Below are 19,798 nucleotides of genomic sequence, written 5' to 3' on the forward strand. Positions count from 1 at the left end.
CGGCGCGATATCCAGGGCCAAGGGCTCAGGAACCGCCAAACCAGTTGTATCCCTGGTTTTCCCAATAACCGCCCGGGAATGCGTTGGTCACCGTGATGGCGACGATATGTTTGGGATTCTTGTATCCGAGCTTGGTCGGCATGCGCAGCTTCATCGGGAAGCCGTACTTCGCCGGCAAGACACTGCCGTCATAGGTGAGCGTCAGCAGCGTTTGCGGATGGAGCGCAGTCGGCATGTCGATGCTCGTCCAGTAGTTGTCGGCGCAATGCAGCGCGACGTACTTCGCGGTGGTGTCGGCGCCGGCGCGCAACAGGAAGTCCGAAAATCGCACGCCGCCCCACTTCCCGATCGCGCTCCACCCTTCGATGCAGATATGCCGCGTGACCTGGCTTTCCTGCGGCAGCGCACGGAGTTCGTCGAGCGTCCACGCACGCTTGCCTTTGACCAGTCCGCCGACCTGGAGCCGATATCTCGCCGCATCCACGTCCGGCACCTGATCGATGTCGTAATACGCATTGAACGGGAAAGGCCGCGCGATCATCGACTCCGGATAGGTCGGCGCAAGCTTGCGCGGATCGAACAGCAACGCCTGCACGTCGTCGTTGAACGACGACACGCGGCGCAGCATCGTGTTCACTGACTGGTCGTCGGTCAGCTCGCAGCCGGAAAGCAGCATCAGTCCGCCGAGCGTGAGGATTCGCTTGCCGAACAGGCGGCGTTGCGTCGACTGGAGTGCGTTGCGCGCATCCTTGACGATCGCATCCGCATCGAGCTGCGAGACGCGATCGGCGTGGGGGGAACGTTTTGGCTCATGCATGATCAGCGCCCTCGAATCATCGTCAGCAGTGAGCGCGGAACGAGCGCGACCATCACGATGTGAACGGCAAAAAAACCGACGATCACGCTCATGGCGACGAAATGAACGACGCGCGCGTTGTCGAATCCACCCATCAATGTCCGCAGGACCGGGAACTGCACCGGTTTCCAGATAGCGAGCCCCGACAGCACGAGCAGCCCGATATCGAGGAGCACGCCGAGATACGCGAACTTCTGCACGGCGTTGTACCGTGCCGGATCGTCATGACCCAGCTTTCCGCGCAGCGCGGCGGCGAGGTCGGAAAAGACCGCCCGCATGCCGAGCGGCAGCAGCTTCCTGCGCAACCGCCCGGTTGCAATGCCGAGCACGAGATAGGCGAACAGGTTGCCGGCCAGGATCCACATCGCCGCGAAGTGCCACAGGAGCGCACCGCCCAGCCAGCCGCCAAGCGTGATGGAAGGCGGAAACGTAACCGTCCTGAAAATCGGCGATGCGTTGTAGACCTGCCAGCCGCTCAGGCACAGGGCGATGACTGCGGCGGCATTGAGCCAGTGGAAAAGACGAACCCACAGCGGATGAATCGTCGAGCGCTTCAAAGCGAACGTCCTCGTAACCTTGCGGATGGTGCGCGGGCCATGCCGTGGTGACATGGGCGTGACGAGAAGGATCGCAATTGCCGCGACGCGCCGGTATCGGTCGAACGACCGACCCCGGTCGGACTCCTGCCGAGCCGATGTACAGGCGGCCGGCCGGAACAACGGCGGCAGGCCGCCGAGGGACGCGTCAGCGCGGGCCGACCAGCCGCAGGTACGCTTCGACGTCGAGCACGCTCAGCCCCTCGCGCGTATTGAAGGTGGCGGATTTATCCCGCCACATGCCGTCACCGTGCCCGAAAGCGACCCGATAGCGCGCCATCACGTCGTCGGGGGCGGCGGCCAGGTCGGCGTTCAGTGTGTCGAGACTCCATGCCGTCTTCACGAAGACGCGCCGGTGACTCGCTCGACGGGCTCAGCCAGGCGGCGCCGGCACCTGGACGCCTTTGTTGACGCTCAGGGGTTCGTGAGCAGGACCCGGATGGTCAGCTTGTCCGCGTCTTTGGGGGGCGTGGCGGTCACCCTCGTGTCCCAGCTGCCGAACGCATGCACCGCGCCGCAACCGAACTGCCCTGCCCCCGGGACGATCATGTCGTCGGCCACGCCGACCGCCATACTGCCGGCGCCGACGAAGGCCATGGCGACCGCTGACAGCATGTCCGCACCCGGCTACGCATCGCGGTGCGTCAGGTTTGCAGGACCGATTCCGCACGCACCGTCATCCCGCCCTCGGCCCGGCTCCATTGCACGACCCATTCGGGCAGATCGGGCGATGGCTGGGTCACGCCGATCCGCGCCAGTAGTTCGTCGGTCGGCACGGTGCCGCCGCCGCGCTTCAGGAACCGCGTTCGCACGACGCCGAGCGCGACCTCGGCCCCGCCACGCCACGCCTGAACCCCTGCTCCAGAAACACATGTTTTTCGTCCCAACCGATCACACGCGTCGTGACGTCGTAACGCTCCCACAAATGCAGCGATCGATGAAATCGTATCGTCTCGAGCGTGACGACGGGATACCACTTTTGCGCATTGACGCGCGGCCACACGCGCGAGCGCAGCAACAGATCGACCCGCCCCAGATCGAGAATGGCGAAGTAGCGGCCATTCGTCATGTGGCGCAGCACATCGAGGTCATTGGGCCACACGCGGAACGGCGTGACGCAGGTGTCGAGGACATGCAGTCGCCGACGTCGCCGGCTCAGCAGGAACGTAACGCACAAACGCAACAGTAGATTCATGAATGGTGGGGGTTGACGGTGCCGGGGCAGCGCGCGCGTCGCGGCATTCGTACCGAAGGGGAAGCCATCGAAGCGCCCCAGATTACGCGACGACCCATGCCACGCGTATCGGTCGAGTGACCGATACGGCTGGAGTGACCGCCCGGCGCTGGCGGCCCGCTCGCGCGACGGCGACATCGCCGAATCACGATACGTTGCGACCGGGCAAGGCTCTATCGCTACAGCAGCCCCATCGCCGACGCCTTGAGTGTGGCTGCCGCGCGCGTCGAGCAATCGAGCTTACGAAACATGCTTTCGACGTGGGTGCGCACGGTGCTCGGGCTCATCGCGAGCGCGCGCGCGGCTTCCTTGTTGCTCGCGCCGCGCGAGATCACGCGCAGCACGTCCATCTCCCGCGCCGACAGCCGCGCCCCCTGCGTGGCGCGTTTCGCGAACCGTCCGCCCGTGGGTGCCGGCTCCACGATCGCATCGACCGCTTCGTTGCTCAACCGGCCGCGCTCGACCTCTTCGCGCAACACCTGCCTGGCGGCTTCGGCCGACAGCGCGTCGCGCCAGGGCCGTGGCGAACGCAGCGCCACCCACGCTACCGAGGCGGCCAGCACACGCGCCTCGAGCGTCAACGCACGGCCGGCTGCCCCGCGGAAGTATCCCGATCCGTCCTGCCGCTCGTAAGCGTGGGAAGCGAGCTCGGCGGCCTCGGCGAGGGCCCCGGTTTGCCTGCCGGCGCGCGCCGTCCAGTACGGCACCAGCCGAATCTTTTCCCACGCGCTGGCCGGCAGCGTCTCGCGCTGATTCCACACCGCGTTGGGGACGGCGGCACGGCCTATACCGTGAATCAACGCAGCCTGGTAGACGCGCGCCTGCGCCGTTCGATCGAGTGCAAGCCGCTCGCAGCTTGCCGCCGCGGTCGTCGCGACCGCACGCGAAAAGCCCGTCATCCAGGGCAACTTGAGATCGATCACATCGGCGATCAGTTCGGCCGAGGTCATCCGTTGCATGTCGGGCGTGATCAGCGCGGCGTCGAAATCGTCGAGCGTCGCACGCCCGACCTCCTCCAGCCAGCCGCTTGCGTTCCTGACGGCCGTTCCGACGAGATGGGCCGGATATCGAATGTCGGAACGCTGCTCGATGAGCTCGAGCGCCCGCTCGATGCCATAGGTACGACCGAAAACCTCCAGGTCGCCCGCCAGCGCGACCACAAACACGGGCATCGGCACCGCGTCGCGAGCCATGTTCGCGGGAAACCCCGCGCCATCCCACGTTTCGAAGATGTGACGGAGCGACGTTGCCGTCATGCCGGACAGGCCCGACATGCTCGCAATCTCTCCCGATACCTCGCAGTGAGTCTGCGCGAGCGGCAACATGACGGACGCTGCGCCACCCAGCGCCTCCAGCGGCGCCGCCCAGTCGGATCGTCCCTCGAGCATCGCCAGCCTGATCGCGATGTCGTCGCCGAACACGTCGGCGAAGCCCGCCGCGTTCGCGGTGCAGCCCGACCAGCGCAGCAGCGCCACCTCGCGCACCGTATCGCAAGTCTGCGAATCGAGCCCGGCCGCGCGCGCGAGTCGCGCCGCCAGCCATCCGGTGCGCAATGAATGGTCGGTCGGCTGTCCCATGCTGAGGTCGCCGACGAACGCGAGCGCTCTTACCGAATCGAACACCCGCAGCGTGTTCTGGTTTGCATCGACGTCGAACGTGGGCATGGACACGGAAAATCGTGGAGATCACCGCAGATCATACGCGAGGCCTACGATGCGATGTACGCGGCGCTTCGCCCCCCGCGACGGTGCGCAGCGTCCGCGTGAACAGGCACCCTGCCGTTACATGCGCATTGACATCGGAACCGATCGGTCCATATAATGAAGGCCACTTTCAAGCACCGCATCATTTGCGATACTGACCGATGGCAAATCCGGCTGGCGTGGGCCGCCCCCGCGAATTCGAACTTGGCGATGCCGCGCGCGACGCGATGGACGTTTTCTGGGACCACGGCTATGAAGGCGCGTCCCTGCCCGACCTGATGGCCGGCACCGGCTTGTCGCGCGGCAGTCTCTACAAGGCATTCGGCGACAAGAAGGCGCTGCTGCTGGCAGCGCTCGACCTGTACATGGCCGACGGGCTCAAGGCGACCGCGGACATCCTGTCGCAACCCGGCCCCGTGAAGGATGCGATTCGCGACTCGCTGCTGCGCTATGCGCACCTGTCCGTCGGCGAGGCGGGCCGGCGGGGGTGCCTCGCGGTCGCGATGACCACCGAACTGGCCGCGCGCGACGCGGATGTCGCGGAGCGCACGGGGCGCATGTTCCGGCGCCTGCAGCAGCTCTATGCGGGCGCGATCGTCCGCGGCCAGGCGAGCGGCGAGATCGCCGAGCAGGACGAACAGGTGTTGGCGCGTCTGCTCGTCTGCCAGGTCGAAGGCATGCGCGTGCTGGGGAAAACCGGCGTACCCGAGCGCGACATGCTCGCGCTGGTCGACCGCACGATGCGCCTCCTCGACTGAATTTTTTTACCCAATTTGGAACCAATCGGTTCCGTATGGAGAGCCGTTGATGTCACAAAATGATCCCGTCTCGCCCGACCCGCGTCGCTGGGCGATGTTTTCGGTCCTGCTCGTCGGCGCGTTCCTGCCGCCGCTGGACTTCTTCATCATCAATGTCGCGCTGCCGTCGATCCGCGCGGAGCTGGGCGCCTCGTCGTCGGCCGAGCAACTCGTCATTTCGTCGTATGCCGGACTGTACGCGGTGACGCTGATCACCGGCGGGCGGTTGGGCGACCTGTTCGGCCGCGGTCGCATGTTCTTTCTCGGGTTGATCGGATTTGCGACGGCCTCGATGCTGTGCGGCCTCGCCAGCTCGCCGTGGACGCTCATCGTCGGTCGCGCATTGCAGGGCGTGACGGCCGCGATCATGGCGCCGCAGGCGCTCGCCTCGATCCAGGCGATCTTCCCGGAAGCGGAGAAGCCGCTCGCGCTCAGCCTGTATGGCGCGGTGTTCGGCCTCGCCGCCGTGGTCGGGCAGGCGCTGGGCGGGATCCTGATCTCGCTGAACCTGCTGAACCTGGGTTGGCGCACGATCTTCCTCGTCAATCTGCCGCTGGCGATTCTGGTCGTGCTGTTCGGGATTCCGCTGTTGAAGGAAACGCGCGCGCAGCATGCGCGCAAGCTCGACCTCGGCGGCACCGCGCTGTCGATGCTGACGCTGGGCGCGCTGATCGTGCCGCTGATCGAGGGACGCGAAGCGGGCTGGCCCGTCTGGGCATGGGTGTCGCTGCTCGCGGTGCCGGCCCTCGCCGCGTGCTTCTGGCGCTACGAGCGTCGGCTGGGCAGCCGCGGCGGCGCACCGCTGCTCGATCCGGCCGCGCTGCGCGCGCCAGGGCTGGGACGGGCATTGCTGATCGCGCTGCTGCTGTATGCGATCGGTGGGTTTTTCCTGCTGTTTTCGGTGTATCTGCAAAACGCGTTGCACGTCGACGCGCTGAGCGCGGGCCTCGTGTTCTTGCCGTTCGGCGTGGGGTTCCTGCTCGGGCCGTTGTCGACGCCTTTCTGCACACGTGTCATCGGCGCTTACGTCAATCCGTTCGGCATGGGGCTGGAGGTCGTCGGGCTCGTCGGCCTCGCGTGGTTGATCGATGCCACGCCGATCGGGATGCCGCTCGCGTCGGTCCCGCTCGCCGCCGCGCTGTTCGTCATCGGTTTCGGACAGGGGCTCGCGCTGCCCACGCTGATGCGCATGGTGACCGGGCGCGTCGCACCGGCGCTTTCCGGCATGATCGCCGGCATTGCCAGTTCGACGCTGCAGGTCAGCACGTCGCTCAGCGTCGCGATCATCGGCGGAATTTTCTATACGGTCCTCGGCACGCGCCAGGATCCGGCCGCCATTGCGCACGCGTTCATCGTCGCGCTTCTCTCGATTTCGTTGTTCCTCGCCGCCGGCGCCGCGCTGGGCATCTCGCTCGCTCGCGCGCCCGCCGCGCCGACCTCGGTGCGGGCGGCCGCCCGGCCGGGCTTCGGCCCTGAACGCAATCGGCCGTAGTCGCCCGTCTCGACATTCATCGTTGCATCAGTCCAACCTGGAGAGGCCTCATGTATTTCGTCGTTTCCTATCGCCGAGCCGCGGGTACCCGGTTCGATGTTCGCTACTACGTCGAGCAACACATTCCGCTGGTGGAGAAATCCTGGAAACGGTACGGGCTCGAATATGTCGATGCCTTCTTCCCCTCAGAGAGGACAGCGAACTGATCGTCGTGGCGATGTGCCGCTTCGCGGATCGGGCCGCGCTGGACGCCGCGTTCGCGTCGGCGGAGGCGGCGGACGTCATGGCCGACATCGACGCGTTCACCGATATCGCGCCCGATCGGCACATCACGGATGTCGTCTCGTACGCGCAGTAACGGCGGTTGCGCGCCGCCATGCGTCAGTTCTGGCCGGCTCCATCGGTTATTTGTCCGATGGCCCCCGCGAACGGCCGGATGCCAGGATAGGCAACCGTCACGCGAGTGACCGAACCGTGAGGGCGGCCGCCATGTCGGAACGTCAGCGCTTCATCGTTGCATTGGCGAGCGGCCTGCCCCGGGCGCTCGGCGTATTTGCCGTGCTGTCGGGGGTGCTGCGGATCGGCATCGCCGTGGCGCGCCGGCGAGATGCCGATACGTCATGGCGAACGATCTTGGCCGGCGCGCGAACGGCACTGGCCGGCGCGCTGCTTTCCTGCGAAGCGATGGGTGCCGTCTACTTCGCGATCGCGGCGCTGAGCGACCGATGGGCGGACGCCGGCGCGCCTGCGCCAGATCGCCCGGCACGAGAGAACGACGGGCCGACCTGAACGGCACAACCGTCATTGTCGATACGCGAGATACCCTGCATCGGCCTGGGCAACCGCCGAACCTTCACCATCGGACATCCGACCGATAGCGGCAGCCCCCGACGATTGAGATACTCGGCGCATTGGAGATCCGGTCAGCTGCGCCCCTGCCCGCCGACCGGCACGATGATTCGATATACAAAGGAGTACAAATGGTTAACAGCCGCCCCGAATTCCATGCTCCAGCCGACGGTCGATGGCTGAAACGGTACTACTTTTCCAGGGCGATATTCTCGCTGATCTGGGTCGCGCTGGCGTTTTCCGTCGGGCGGCAGAGCGCGGCCTGCGCAGCGATCCTGTTGGTCGTTTATCCGGCCTGGGACGCGCTCGCCAATTTCGTCGACCTGGCTCGCAGCGGCGGGACGGCAGCAAATCGTACGCAGGCGGTCAACGTCGCGATCAGCGCCGTCGCGACCCTGGCGGTATTAGCGGCGTTGAATGCTGGCATGCACGCGGTACTCACGGTGTTCGGCATCTGGGCCATTCTCTCCGGTGCGCTTCAGCTCGGCACCGCCGTGCGTCGTTGGAAGCATATCGGCGCGCAGTGGGTGATGGTCCTGAGCGGTGCGCAATCAGCGCTGGCCGGTTTGTTCTTCATTGTCCAAAGCCACGCATCCATGCCGCCCGCGATCGTGAAGATCGCAGGCTACGCGGCGATCGGCGCCCTCTATTTCCTGATATCGGCCGTTTGGCTGCAGGTGCGGCGGATGCAGCGCAGCAAGTCGTGAGCACCGGATAAATCTCCGTGCACCCGCAGCGCCCTCCCATGCTCAACGCATGGATCAGCGGCGTCTGGAATGACCTCGGAGGCGCCGCGCGCGGATCGGTGCGATCAGATCCGCGAAGGTGGCGGTATCGACGGCCGCGAGCCGAGCAACGAGAAATGTGCCGCCCCGACTTTCACCCACAGCTTGCCGCCAGATTGCGGGCATGTGGCCCACATGATTTCGTAGACTTGATCTTTTGCTCCTTTTCTGGATAATTGTTCATGACTCGGGCGACAAGCTCCTTGTAGATTTCGCCACGAGACCCTAGCCCGCCAGCCTCCCTCGGCTGGCATCCCCTTTTCGGCACCTCATTGTTGGGTCCGCCGAAATACCCTCACGACTCCAGCCGGCAACGGCGGAATCGTTCGCCTGCCACGCAGGCCGTGAAGCGCCAGAGGAGACACTGGCGCCTTGCTCCAAAGTGCGGCTCCAGATCGTGCTCAACCAGAGGAATCGTCACGCCCTCGATCCAAACCGGTTTGGATGGGCCGCGAACGGTTTCCACACTCGGTGACCGACATGACCAGGCAATCCCCCCGGGTACAAACCGGAAGTCCACCCTATCGGCGCGTTCCATTTGCCCGACGCGGCGGCATGCCGCCCGGCCACGTCCACGCGCTCACCTGAGCGTCCGTCTGCGCCGTCCTGCTCCGCGACTTCAGTGAAGCGTTGCCACTCGTGCGGCGGCGCCTTTTACCGGAGCGGGCGCATGTCGTCACGTTACGCGTTCGTTCACCCCGCGCGACGCACGCATTACAAGGAAAACCGTCATGGCTTCTGATTCTGCCTTTCCCGGCACACCCGCGGCCCGCCCCCGGCCCACCCCGTCCGCCTACATGCGTACCGTCGCATCGATCGCGGCGATCGCCGGCGGGCTCTACGGATACGACACCGGCATCATTTCGGGCGCCCTGCCCCTCATCGCGCGTGAGTTCGAGCTCGACTACCGCGCTCAAGAGCTCGTCGCCGCGGCGATCCTGCTCGGCGCAGTGATCGGTGCACTGGCCGGCACCCGCATGTCGGCCGCACTCGGACGCCGCAAGACCATCACGATCGTCTCGGCGATCTATGCGGCCGGCGTGCTGGCTGCCGCACTATCGCCCGACGTGTGGTCCCTTGCCGCATCGCGGCTCGTGCTCGGATTCGCGGTCGGCGGCTCGACGCAGATCGTGCCGACCTACATCGCGGAGCTCGCGGAGCCGGACAAGCGAGGTCGCCTGGTGACCTACTTCAACGTATCGATCGGCATCGGCATCCTGCTCGCAGCATTGATCGGCGTCGCAGGCAACGACCTGTTTCCTTGGCGTGCGATGATCGGCATCGCCGTCGTCCCGTCGGTGATCCTGATGTATGGCATGACCAGACTGCCGCGCAGCCCGCGCTGGCTCGTCGAGCAGGATCGCATCGCCGACGCGCATGGCGAGTTGTCGAAGGTTCGGGAATCTCAAGCAGCCGTCCGGCACGAGATTGCCGATATCCGGGATGTGGTCGAGCGACAACAGCACAGCGCAACATCGGGCTGGCGCACGATGCGCGAGCCCTGGGTACGCCCCGCCCTCGTTGCCGGCCTCGGCGTCGCCGCGTTCACCCAGCTCAGCGGCATCGAGATGATGATCTATTACACGCCGACGTTCCTGCGCGACGCGGGATTCGGGGCGTCGGCATCGCTCTGGGCCGCACTCGGCGTCGCGGTCACCTATCTCGTGATGACCTTCATCGGCAAGCTGATCGTCGACCATGTCGGCCGCCGCACGCTCAGCCTCGCGACGCTGCCCGTCGCGGCAGCCAGCCTTGTCCTGCTTGGCTGCCTGCTGCGCGGCGACGTCGTTTCGCCCATGCGGCAACTGTGGATCGTCGCGTGCCTGATCGCGTTCATGGTGTTCAACGCCGGCGGTATCCAGGTGATCGGCTGGCTGACGGGCGCGGAAATCTATCCCGTCGCGATTCGCAACCAGGCCACCGGCGCGCACGCCGCGATGCTGTGGGGCTCGAACCTGCTGCTGACCGGAACTGCGCTGACCGTGACCAAATGGCTCGGTGTCGGCGGCGCGATGTGGGCATACGCGGGTCTCAACGCGCTCGCATGGGTGTTCATCTACTTGATGGTGCCGGAAACGCGCGGTCGCAGTCTCGAGGACATCGAGCGCGCATTGAAGCGCGGAACCTTCGGACCGCGCCATTCATGATCGCCCCCAGTCAAGACAGTCGCATCGATCCCGTCCTCCCATCACGGAAACCGACATGAACGAACTTACTGCCACTCGTCGACTTTCGGACTATGCGCTCATCAGCGATTGCGATGGCGTGCTCGTCAACAGCGAGGCAATCGCCGAACACATCATCGTGACTCGCCTCGAGCACCGGTGGGCGCTCGCCGGCCTTCGCGACGTCGTGCGCCCCATGCTCGGCATGCGCGCCGAGCAACTGCTGCGCGCCGTCGCAACCATCGTCGATCGGCCTCTCGACGACGACACGGTCGAGGCGATTCGCATGGACGTCCACGCAAGCGCGGTGAATGCGCCGGCCATCGACGGCGTGCGCGACGCATTCGACGCCATTCCGCTCGTCAAGGCGTGCGCGAGCAACAGCGATCTTTCCTACGTGCGCAGCGTGGTCGACCGGATCGGCCTGGCCGACATTTTCGGCGAACGATTGTTGACGGCCGACCAGGTGCCCTCGCCGAAGCCCGCCCCCGATGTCTATTTGGCCGCCGCCGTTCGCATGCACGTCGCGCCCGAACGCTGCATCGTCATCGAAGACAGCGCGACGGGTACCGCAGCCGCGATCGCCGCCGGCATGACCGTACTCGGTTTCGTGGGCGCCGCGCATGCGGCACGAACGCAAACGGACAAATTGCGCGCTGCAGGTGCGTCCGTCGTTTTCGACGACATGGCCGCGCTGCCGTCCCTCGTCGAACGCTGGCTGCAACAGATGCACGAAGCGACGCCCGATTTGCGCGTGCGCGCCTGACCTCCCTCGACCAGGAAACACCCCATGATCATGAATGACAACGCTTCCATGCTGGAGCGCGAGGATGCCGCGCTCCAGCCGCTCTCCCATGCCACCATCGGACGGGCCGCGCCGCACGTCGCCGTTCCTGGATACGATCATCATCGCCTGACGGCGGGCATCGCGCATATCGGTGTCGGCAATTTCCACCGCGCACATCAGGCGCGCTACATCGACCATCTGCTGCATCTGCCCGGTCACGAAAACTGGGCAATATGCGGAATCGGGCTGGGTAACAGCCGGTCCTCGATCGCAAAGGCCGATGCGCTCCGCGCACAGGATTGCCTCTATACGCTGACGGAGTTCTCGAGCGACGGCACGACAACCGTGCGCGTCATCGGTGCCATGATCGAGTATCTGCACGCACCGAGCGATCCCGAGGCGGTACTGGCCAGGCTTGCCGATCCAGCGATCCGGATCGTATCGCTGACGATCACGGAAGGCGGTTACAACCTCGACGAGACGACCGGCGCATTTCGGTTCGATGCGCCCGACGTCGCATACGATCTCCTGGGTGGGCCACCCCGTACCGCGTTCGGGTTTATCGTCGAAGCGCTCAGACGGCGCCGTGCCGCGAACGTACTGCCCTTCACCGTGATGTCCTGCGACAATCTGCGCGGTAACGGCGATACCGCACGACGCGCGGTGCTCGATTTCGCGCGTGCGGTCGACGTCGATCTCGCTGCCTGGATCGAGCGTTACGTCGCGTTCCCGAACAGCATGGTCGATCGGATCGCGCCGCAGGTGACGGACGCGGTTCGCCTGCGCGCCAACCGGTCGTCAGGCATTGACGACACGGCGCCCGTCGTTGCCGAAACGTTCTCGCAATGGGTGGTCGAGGACAGTTTCAGCGCTGGACGCCCGGCATTCGACGCCGCGGGTGTCGAATTGCGCGACGACGTCCATGCGTACGAGGCAATGAAGGGGCGCATGCTGAACGCTTCTCACATGTTGCTCGCTTATCCGGCGATTCTGTTGGGACATCGCTTCGTCCATGACGCAATGGCTGATCGCGATCTCGCCGCGCTGCTCGACACCTTCCTCACCCGGGACGTCGGCCCGATCCTCACGCTGCCGCACGGCGTGTCCGCGCGCGCCTATGCTCAAGATACGCTCGCGCGCTTCCGCAACGCCGCACTGGGCGACCAGTTGCTGCGCGTCGCGCACGACGGCACGTCGAAGATCCCGGTGTTTCATGAAAAGACCATCGGGGCACTGATCGCGCACAACGGCGACATGCGCCGTGAAGCACTGCTGCTGGCTTGCTTTCAGCATTACCTGAAGGGTATCGACGATCTCGGCCGCCCGTTCGCCGTCAGCGAACCGCGGTTCGATGCAGCGGATCTCGATCGCGTGCAAAGCGGCGATCCGCTTGCGATCCTCAACTCGAAGCCGTTCGCCGCTCTGGGCCTCGATGCCCACGCGAGATTCATCGAGCCATTCCGCACGATGCAGGCCGCCGTGGCACGAGGCAGGACTCGCGATGCGATCCGGCTCGCGCTCGATCCGGATGCTTGAACGACGTATCGCGACCAGAACATCGGTCGCGCGAATGCTCCCGTCCGGGCAATGCGCTGGACGATCGTCCGAATGATCTGCGGATAGCGGGTACCGCCGACGACGGCATGTCGGCGCCCCGCCCCGGCGAGATCAGCCGGTTCCGGCCGCACCCGCACTCGCGTCGGCGAGCAAGGGGGGAGTGATGCGAGAGCCGCAGTTGTCCCGACCATCGTTCCTTGCCCGGCTCTTTCCGAACAGCGCGTCCTCGAATACCCGATTGAGTTCGATCAACTTCGCGTCGAGCCGGGCCAGGTCCCGCTGGGGCGGTAACGGATGATCACCGGACATTGAGAGCGGCCCGTGCGCGACGTGCGCGGCCGCATCGAGTCGAATCGAGCCGCTGCGATCCAGATCGCGCATCAACGCATCGATTCGTGTAACGATGACCGCGCGCGCATGCCGCTCGAATGGGACCACCGGGTCATCGGCATCAACAGGCAGGCGTGTCGCTACGATTCGGCCATACAGCCAGCAGTAGCGCAGCGTGTCCGACAACCGTCGCGCATCGCCGGATACACGGCGCATGCGCCACGCGGCCAGCGGCCTGATGGCCAGGCGCACCTCGTGAAAACGGCGATCGGCCGCGCGCGTCTGCGCCGTCCCCGGCCGCGTGCCGTCGTCGCGTTCGTGCACGAGTTCGCGCAGCGCCGCCAACAGGCTGTGCGAGCGCGTCGCAATGTGGCGCGACGCCGCCAGCGGCATCACCAGCATCGCCGCCGCGAGCGACACCGCACAGCCGATCAACACCTCGCCGATACGCAGTTCGGCAAGCGGGCCGATCTCGAACCCCAGTTGCGCATAGACGAGGCCGATCAGCACCGTGAGGAAAAAAACGCCGCGCCCATATGCATGCAGGATGTGGTACGCCCAGGCAAACACACAAACGCCCATTACGATGACCACGAGTGCATTCGCATGATGAATGGCACCAACGACGAGTACGCTCGCGAGCGCGCCGGCGAGCGTACCGGCGACACGTTGCGCGCCGCGATAGATCGTGTCCGCGCACGAATACGTACCAAAGAACACGACGAATGTGCTGAGCACCGCCCACATCCACCGCTCCGACGACAGCGTCTCGCCGATCAACATCGCGGCGAACGCAGCCGCCGCGGCGCGGATCGCCGGCAACCATGCGAGCGTGCGCCATCCGGCGATCCACGGAACCACGGGCGCGCGCTGCGGCGTCACGGGCGGACGTGTGACGGTCATGCGCGCCACCACTTCGCCGGCTACGGTATCGAAGCGAGCAATCGCGGCGCGTAGCGCCGCGGCGGCAACGTCGGTCCGATCGTGGTTCAGCACGCGTCGAGCCGCCGCGATCTCCAATGCGACGAGCGCGGCGTGCAACGCGTGCGCGTCGCCTTCATCGAGTGTCGATGCGTGATGCTCGAGTGCGATGGCGGCCTCGTTCAGCGCCAGTAAATGCGCCATCGCGTCCAATGCGCCGGCGGCCGGCACGTCACTCCGTGCGATGCATGCCGCTTGCAGCGATACCGAGCGCGCGATGAGCCGGGGCGTGCGCGCCGCATGCATCGGCAACAGCGTCCGGCAGACGAATACGACACTCGCGAGGCCTGCGATCGACATCACCAGCATGCGGCCGACCTGTGGCGCGATCGGATGCAGATAGAGACCGAGGTAGTACATGGCAATCGCCAGGAACGCGCATCCGATCGTGCGCGGCCCCCGGGTCTGGCACAGCATCGAACAGAACAGGACGAGCACGAAACCTGCCTTGCCAACGGCTGGCCAAGCGCTCACGACGGCGGCCGCGGCGAAACTCGCGCAGGCGACGCCGTACTGCCATGCAAGCGATTCATACCAGTCCAGCCGATGAGCATCACGCAGGAAAAGCGGTGCGATCATCGCAAAAAGTATTCCAACGGCGCCGGTGGTGATCGCAAAACCGAGGTGAAGCGCCAGTGCAATGCCGAACGCGCCGGCGAGCAAGCTCGCCAGCGCGGCGCGCACACCGCCCAGCAGCCGATGAAGACCGGGGTCGACAATAAACAGGCGGTCAATGGCACGCGACAACGAAACAGCTGACATGATCGAAGAATTCCAAGAGGCAGCGCGGCTGTTTCCGGCCGAACGCCGGCCGCGGCTTTCATGACGGCCCTCGCGAGTCGTGAGGGCCGCGTTGCCGAACTCAAAACACGCGGTCCACCCAGCCGTGGCGATCGGCTTCGCGCCCGTTCTGGATATCGAGCAGCGCCGCCTTCAGGCGCAATGTGACCGGCCCCGCGCCACCATCGCCGATCGTGAAGTCGTACGCACGGCCCTTCACCCGGCCGATCGCCGTCACGGCCGCCGCCGTGCCGCATGCGAACGCCTCGACCAGACGGCCGCTGCGTGCATCCGCCTGCCACTGCTCGATCGTGTAGCCCTCCTCCCGCACCGTGTAATTCATATCCCGGGCCAGCGTGATCAACGACGCGCGCGTGATGCCTGGCAGAATCGTTCCGTTCAGCGGCGGCGTCTGGATCGACCCGTCGTCGAACACGAAGAACACGTTCATCCCCCCCAGTTCCTCGACCCAGCGGCGTTCGACCGCATCCAGAAACACCACCTGCTCGCAGCCTTCGCGGATCGCCTCCGCCTGGGCAGCCAGGCTGGCTGCATAGTTGCCGCCGCATTTCGCGTCGCCCGTGCCGCCCGGTGCCGCCCGCGTGTAGTGTTCCGACACCCACAGCGTCACGCCCGACGCGCCGCTCTTGAAGTACGCGCCGACCGGCGTCGCGATCACGCAGTACAGGTACTCGGGCGACGGCTTCACGCCGAGCACCGCCTCCGTCGCGATCATGAACGGACGCAAATACAGGGCCGCCCCGTCGAACGCCGGAATCCAGTCACGATCGACCCGGACCAGCGCGCGTACCGATTCGACGAACATCGCCTCCGGCAACGGTGCCATCGAGAGCCGCTCGGCCGAATGGCGAAAGCGCCGCGCATTCGCATCGGGACGGAATAAGGCCGCGCCGCCGTCCGGCAACCGGTAGGCCTTCAAGCCCTCGAAAATTTCCTGCGCGTAGTGCAGCACGAGCGTCGCCGGATCGAATCGAAACGACTCGCGCGGCCCGATTTTCGCGTGATGCCACCCTTGTTCCGCCGAGTACCGGATCGTCACCATGTGGTCCGTGAAGACACGGCCGAAACCGGGATTGTCGAGCAGCGCGGTGCGCTCGGCGGCCTCGACAGGGTGAGGATTTCTTTCGAATTCGAAGTCCTGGACAGGACTGGCGCTCATCTTTTGCTCCTTGATCGGCAGCGGGACCGTTCCGGCTGCTACGGACAAAAATTTATCGTAGAAAAAATAATTTCCGGTTGCGTGTTCGACCTAAGATGAAACCGGTTTGGCAATTCAATGCTTCAAAAGTCGAACATTCAGGCATCGTGTGCCTCAATCGAACAAGCTGGGTCAATGGCCGTGATCGAACTGGACGAAATGGACCGTCGCATTCTGAGAGTGCTTCAGGAAGACGGGCGAATCCAGAATGTGGAACTGGCGCAGAAGGTGGGCTTGTCGCCGTCGCCGTGCCTGCGTCGAGTCAAGCAGCTGGAGCAGGCCGGCGTCATCGAGCGCTACTCGGCGCTGCTCGACGCATCGAAGATCGGTGCGGGGCTGACTGTCTTCGTCCGCATCTGGCTGACAAGCCAGGACGCGAAAACCGTCGACCATTTCACCGAGGTGGTCCAACGTCTTCCACAGGTTCTCGAATGCCACTTGATGGCGGGCGATTGCGATTGCCTGCTGCGCGTCGTGACCGCCAATATCGACGCCTATCGGAAATTCCAGATCGATCACCTGACCCGGATCGACGGCGTGCAGAGCGTGAAAACCGAGATTCCGATGCAGAAGATCAAGCAGACTTCCGTGCTGCCGCTTTGATCGCGCACGCCGCTGCGAAAGTGAATCGATACCGCCCCGGGCCGGCAGTGCATGGAGATCCACGAAAGCGACGATCGATGGGGCGCGTCATGGCGAGCGCTTGGCCCGTGATGCGGACACCGTCAGGCAGTTTCGCGCGCGATGCGGCACGCGGCGGTTGGCAGTGTATCGCCGACGACAGCGGGTCGGTAACCCGCCGCAGCAAGATCGGTCGGTTCCTGTCGAACCGGAACTCGTGTCGGCGATTGAGGGGTGAGATGGGGGGCGCGGAGGCTGCATGACTCCGCGAACGGCATTGGTGTCAGAAATGATGCAGCAGCGCGATACGCGCGACATATTGATTCGGGCCTGACGAGATATCGGCGGCGCCCGGAATGTACGCGTAGTCGAAGTCGGTTCCGGTGTGCGCGTTCATCGCATGCTGATAGACGCCCTCCACAAATACCGATGTGCGTTTCGACAAGTCGTAATTCAACTTCGTGCTCAGTTGATGCCACTTCGGATTGAACGCGCCGACCGTCGACGCGACGCGGGCCTGAGTGTACGTATATGCCGCGCCGATGTAGAACGCGGTCGTGAAGTGATAGAGGCCGTTCACCTCGAAGTTGTCGAACTTCCACGATTTCCACGCACCGCCCGCCGGCTGCGTCGTACCGGTGAAATACGCGTTCGAAGTCGGATCGTAGACGTCGACGTGCGAATACGTGAATCCCACCAGCGCGTTCGAGAACGCATAATTCACGCCGATGCCGATGTTCTGCTGCGACGATGCATCGAACGTATTGTCGCCGGTGATCGCGCCGGTCGAATCGGCATTGCTTGCGTGATTGATCTTCAAATACGACGCGCCGACCGTCAGCCCGCCCTGCTGGTATTGCAGCGCGGCGCCATACAGGCGGTTGTTCGCGAAGCCACCCGCCTGATTGCTGAATCCATACATCGCCTCCGCGGTGACGCCGTGCCACACCGGCGACACGTACTTGACCGCGTTATTCACGCGAAACGAGTAGTCGGTGTTGTCGTTGTCGTACGGATGCGAGAACAGGTAGCCGGTCCAGTTGCCGTTGGCGGTGAGCGGCGAGAAGATGTCGACGCTCGGATCGTACTGGCGACCGAACGTCAGGGTGCCGTACCGATCCGACGCGATGCCGACGAAGGCTTGGCGGCCGAATTCCCGGCCACCTTGGTTCATTTTGCCGGTGTTGACGTCGAAACCGCTTTCGAGCGTGAAAATCGCTTGGTAGCCTCCGCCAAGATCTTCCGTGCCCTTGATACCCCAGCGGCTGCCGTAGTCATAGCCGCTTTGCAATTGCACGGTTCCGTGGCTGCGTGCGTTGCTCGTGTAGTTGATACCGTCCTCGATCTTGCCGTAGAGTGTCACGCTGCTCTGCGCATGCGCGGTGGCAGCAAGCAAGGTGGCGGGTGCGATGATCCCCCAACGCATTCTCATGACGATTTACCCCCAGGTCTTTCGTTTTCCGGTCGTAACGCTTCCGCGCTCCGTATATGCCGCGTCGAGGCTGCTCGGCGATGCGACGGGCGCAGTGTAATGAGCCGATTTTTTTCTGTTAGCCCCTCGCGGTGGGAAGGTGCTCTCCAGAATGGGGGATATTTGTCGGCGCGAAATAGGGCTAGCGGGCTGGTGGAAAGTGGACCGGCCCCCGCCACGACAGCCGTGATCTCGTGAGAAGCGCGTGATCTATCAACCGCATACGATGCGTAGCCAGCCGCCGCGGAGACGCGAAGCGGCGGTGCGCCCGCAGCTGGCTCGAACGAGCGCTTGCCGCGGCCGCGCCACTTTCCGTGCGACCGCCCCCTTTCTGCCGGCAACGCCTTGCCGTCACCTCCGTGGACCGTGCCGCATCTTCCTCACCATCGCATCGAACAGCTTGATCGCGAACCGGTCATGGCGGATCAACTGCGCCGCAAGCTCCGAACAGCGCGCCTTGATCGCATCCGCCAGTTAGGAAGCGCCTCAAGGAAGATCGGTTCGCGGCGCGGCCGGGCAGCACGCCGCGCCGCGTTATCGTTGCCGCGTGGACAGCGGGACACGCATGGCGCGAGCGGAATCATGCACAATGCTCGCCATTAGCGTGGTGGAGACTTGTGCGTGGCGATCAACTTCGATTTAACCGACTTGCAGGCATTTCGCGCCGTCGTGGAAACGGGCAGCTTCCGAAAGGCCGCGGACGCCGTCAGTATTTCCCAGCCGGCCCTGAGCCGCCGGATCGACAAGCTCGAGGAAGCGCTCGGCGTGCGGCTCTTCGAGCGCACCACGCGCAGCGTCTCGCTCACCACCGTCGGTCGCGTGTTCGCGCAGAGTGCCGAACAACTGCTGGACGACCTCGATGCCGCGCTGCTCGGCATTCGCGACGTGTCATCGAGCCGCCTGGGTCATGTGACGATCGCCTGTGTGCCGTCGGTCGCCTACTACTTCCTGCCCGCCGTCATCGCGCGCTATCATCAGCGCTTTCCGCGCATCAGGGTGAAACTGCTCGATGCAAGCGCCAACGAGGTGCTCGGGGCCGTCATCAGCGGCGAGGCGGATTTCGGCGTGAGTTTCATCGGCAGCCAGGAGGCGGAGATCGAGTTCAAGGTGTTGCTCCAGGAGCGGTTCGTTGCCGCCTGTCGCCGCGACCACCCGCTCGCTCGCAAGAAGCGCGTGACCTGGAGCGAGCTTTACGAGCACGATTATGTGTCGGTCGACAAGACTTCCGGCAACCGTCTGCTGCTGGACCAGGCGCTGGCTGCCGTCGCGCCGCGCACGCCGAGCGTCTGCGAGACACGCCACGTGACGACCCTGCTCGGCTTGATCGAAGCGGGGCTCGGCGTCGCCGCAGTGCCTTCGATGGCGATGCCCGGGCATGACCACCCTATACTCACGAGCGTGCCGCTCGTCGAACCGGTCGTCAAACGACGCGTGGGCATCGTCAAGCGGCGCGGACGCCCCCTCACGCCGGCCGCCGAGGCATTCCATCAGATGGTCATCGAGGCCAGGCGTGGCGGTATCGCCAGCAGCGGCGCATCGGCATAACGACCACAGAGAGACACGAAGGAACGGATG

21 protein-coding genes are annotated in these 19,798 nt (G+C 65.0%); 11 read left to right on the top strand and 10 right to left on the bottom strand.

All coding sequences use genetic code 11. The annotated features are described in order from the left end of the window. Positions 1-25 precede the first annotated feature (25 nt). The 7 genes from VXM69_RS08660 to VXM69_RS08690 all read right to left on the bottom strand — a co-directional run bounded on the left by VXM69_RS08660 (position 26) and on the right by VXM69_RS08690 (position 4,350). On the bottom strand, positions 26-817 hold the full coding sequence (locus VXM69_RS08660; RefSeq protein WP_034191378.1) for a molybdopterin-dependent oxidoreductase: 792 nt from the start codon (positions 815-817) through the stop codon (positions 26-28). Between the two features lie 2 nt (positions 818-819). Beyond that, a complete protein-coding gene (locus VXM69_RS08665; RefSeq protein WP_049031686.1) occupies positions 820-1,413 on the bottom strand; it encodes a cytochrome b/b6 domain-containing protein in 594 nt (197 codons plus the stop codon). 187 nt (positions 1,414-1,600) lie between these two features. After that, the gene (locus VXM69_RS08670; RefSeq protein WP_367188415.1) at positions 1,601-1,795 is read right to left on the bottom strand and encodes a hypothetical protein; all 195 of its coding nucleotides are present in this window, start codon (positions 1,793-1,795) and stop codon (positions 1,601-1,603) included. A 71-nt stretch (positions 1,796-1,866) separates the two neighbouring features. Continuing rightward, entirely contained in the window at positions 1,867-2,067 is a 201-nt protein-coding gene (locus tag VXM69_RS08675) for a hypothetical protein (protein WP_367188416.1), read from the bottom strand. A 29-nt stretch (positions 2,068-2,096) separates the two neighbouring features. After that, positions 2,097-2,264 (bottom strand): hypothetical protein, encoded by a 168-nt coding sequence (locus VXM69_RS08680; RefSeq protein WP_367188417.1) that lies wholly within the window; start codon positions 2,262-2,264, stop codon positions 2,097-2,099. Then, positions 2,246-2,647 (bottom strand): acyl-CoA thioesterase, encoded by a 402-nt coding sequence (locus VXM69_RS08685; RefSeq protein ID WP_367188418.1) that lies wholly within the window; start codon positions 2,645-2,647, stop codon positions 2,246-2,248. Before VXM69_RS08685 ends, VXM69_RS08680 begins: the two co-directional genes overlap by 19 nt. Before the next feature lie 218 nt (positions 2,648-2,865). Next, complete coding sequence (locus VXM69_RS08690; protein WP_367188419.1) at positions 2,866-4,350, bottom strand: HD domain-containing phosphohydrolase; 1,485 nt, start codon at positions 4,348-4,350, stop codon at positions 2,866-2,868. A 200-nt stretch (positions 4,351-4,550) separates the two neighbouring features. Here VXM69_RS08690 and VXM69_RS08695 point away from each other — a divergent pair, with 200 nt between their 5' ends. The 9 genes from VXM69_RS08695 (at position 4,551) to VXM69_RS08735 (ending at position 12,800) form a co-directional block, all read left to right on the top strand. Then, the gene (locus VXM69_RS08695; protein WP_059556538.1) at positions 4,551-5,147 is read left to right on the top strand and encodes a TetR/AcrR family transcriptional regulator; all 597 of its coding nucleotides are present in this window, start codon (positions 4,551-4,553) and stop codon (positions 5,145-5,147) included. Between the two features lie 49 nt (positions 5,148-5,196). After that, the gene (locus tag VXM69_RS08700) at positions 5,197-6,678 is read left to right on the top strand and encodes an MFS transporter (RefSeq protein WP_124669318.1); all 1,482 of its coding nucleotides are present in this window, start codon (positions 5,197-5,199) and stop codon (positions 6,676-6,678) included. Between the two features lie 50 nt (positions 6,679-6,728). After that, entirely contained in the window at positions 6,729-6,884 is a 156-nt protein-coding gene (locus VXM69_RS08705) for a hypothetical protein (protein WP_367188420.1), read from the top strand. 11 nt (positions 6,885-6,895) lie between these two features. Further along, positions 6,896-7,036 carry a hypothetical protein gene (locus tag VXM69_RS08710; protein WP_367188421.1) on the top strand — a complete coding sequence of 47 codons (141 nt, stop codon included), beginning with the start codon at positions 6,896-6,898 and terminating at the stop codon, positions 7,034-7,036. A 131-nt stretch (positions 7,037-7,167) separates the two neighbouring features. Then, positions 7,168-7,467, top strand: a complete 300-nt coding sequence (locus VXM69_RS08715; protein ID WP_367188422.1) for a hypothetical protein — start codon at positions 7,168-7,170, stop codon at positions 7,465-7,467. 191 nt (positions 7,468-7,658) lie between these two features. Further along, entirely contained in the window at positions 7,659-8,234 is a 576-nt protein-coding gene (locus VXM69_RS08720) for a DUF308 domain-containing protein (protein WP_367188423.1), read from the top strand. An 809-nt stretch (positions 8,235-9,043) separates the two neighbouring features. Continuing rightward, the gene (locus tag VXM69_RS08725; RefSeq protein ID WP_367188424.1) at positions 9,044-10,459 is read left to right on the top strand and encodes a sugar porter family MFS transporter; all 1,416 of its coding nucleotides are present in this window, start codon (positions 9,044-9,046) and stop codon (positions 10,457-10,459) included. A 55-nt stretch (positions 10,460-10,514) separates the two neighbouring features. Next, positions 10,515-11,243: an HAD family phosphatase gene (locus tag VXM69_RS08730; RefSeq protein WP_034191368.1), complete on the top strand. Its 729-nt coding sequence runs from the start codon at positions 10,515-10,517 to the stop codon at positions 11,241-11,243. Positions 11,244-11,267: 24 nt separating this feature from the next. Continuing rightward, positions 11,268-12,800 carry a mannitol dehydrogenase family protein gene (locus tag VXM69_RS08735; RefSeq protein ID WP_367188425.1) on the top strand — a complete coding sequence of 511 codons (1,533 nt, stop codon included), beginning with the start codon at positions 11,268-11,270 and terminating at the stop codon, positions 12,798-12,800. A 132-nt stretch (positions 12,801-12,932) separates the two neighbouring features. On the opposite strand, the gene VXM69_RS08740 is transcribed toward VXM69_RS08735, so the two are convergent. Together VXM69_RS08740 and VXM69_RS08745 are read right to left on the bottom strand one after the other, a co-directional pair. Beyond that, on the bottom strand, positions 12,933-14,894 hold the full coding sequence (locus VXM69_RS08740) for an FUSC family protein (RefSeq protein ID WP_367188426.1): 1,962 nt from the start codon (positions 14,892-14,894) through the stop codon (positions 12,933-12,935). Between the two features lie 100 nt (positions 14,895-14,994). Beyond that, positions 14,995-16,092, bottom strand: a complete 1,098-nt coding sequence (locus tag VXM69_RS08745; protein ID WP_367188427.1) for a branched-chain amino acid aminotransferase — start codon at positions 16,090-16,092, stop codon at positions 14,995-14,997. Between the two features lie 183 nt (positions 16,093-16,275). Here VXM69_RS08745 and VXM69_RS08750 point away from each other — a divergent pair, with 183 nt between their 5' ends. Next, positions 16,276-16,734, top strand: a complete 459-nt coding sequence (locus tag VXM69_RS08750) for an Lrp/AsnC family transcriptional regulator (RefSeq protein WP_034191669.1) — start codon at positions 16,276-16,278, stop codon at positions 16,732-16,734. Positions 16,735-17,035: 301 nt separating this feature from the next. On the opposite strand, the gene VXM69_RS08755 is transcribed toward VXM69_RS08750, so the two are convergent. Further along, the gene (locus VXM69_RS08755) at positions 17,036-18,184 is read right to left on the bottom strand and encodes a porin (protein ID WP_367188428.1); all 1,149 of its coding nucleotides are present in this window, start codon (positions 18,182-18,184) and stop codon (positions 17,036-17,038) included. A 660-nt stretch (positions 18,185-18,844) separates the two neighbouring features. On the opposite strand from VXM69_RS08755, the gene VXM69_RS08760 reads away from it, so the two are divergent. Next, positions 18,845-19,768 carry a LysR family transcriptional regulator gene (locus tag VXM69_RS08760; RefSeq protein ID WP_034191665.1) on the top strand — a complete coding sequence of 308 codons (924 nt, stop codon included), beginning with the start codon at positions 18,845-18,847 and terminating at the stop codon, positions 19,766-19,768. The last annotated feature ends 30 nt before the right edge of the window (positions 19,769-19,798 follow it).

The organism is Burkholderia sp. Ed8, assembly GCF_040761425.1.
GTDB classification, from domain to species: Bacteria; Pseudomonadota; Gammaproteobacteria; order Burkholderiales; family Burkholderiaceae; genus Burkholderia; species Burkholderia seminalis.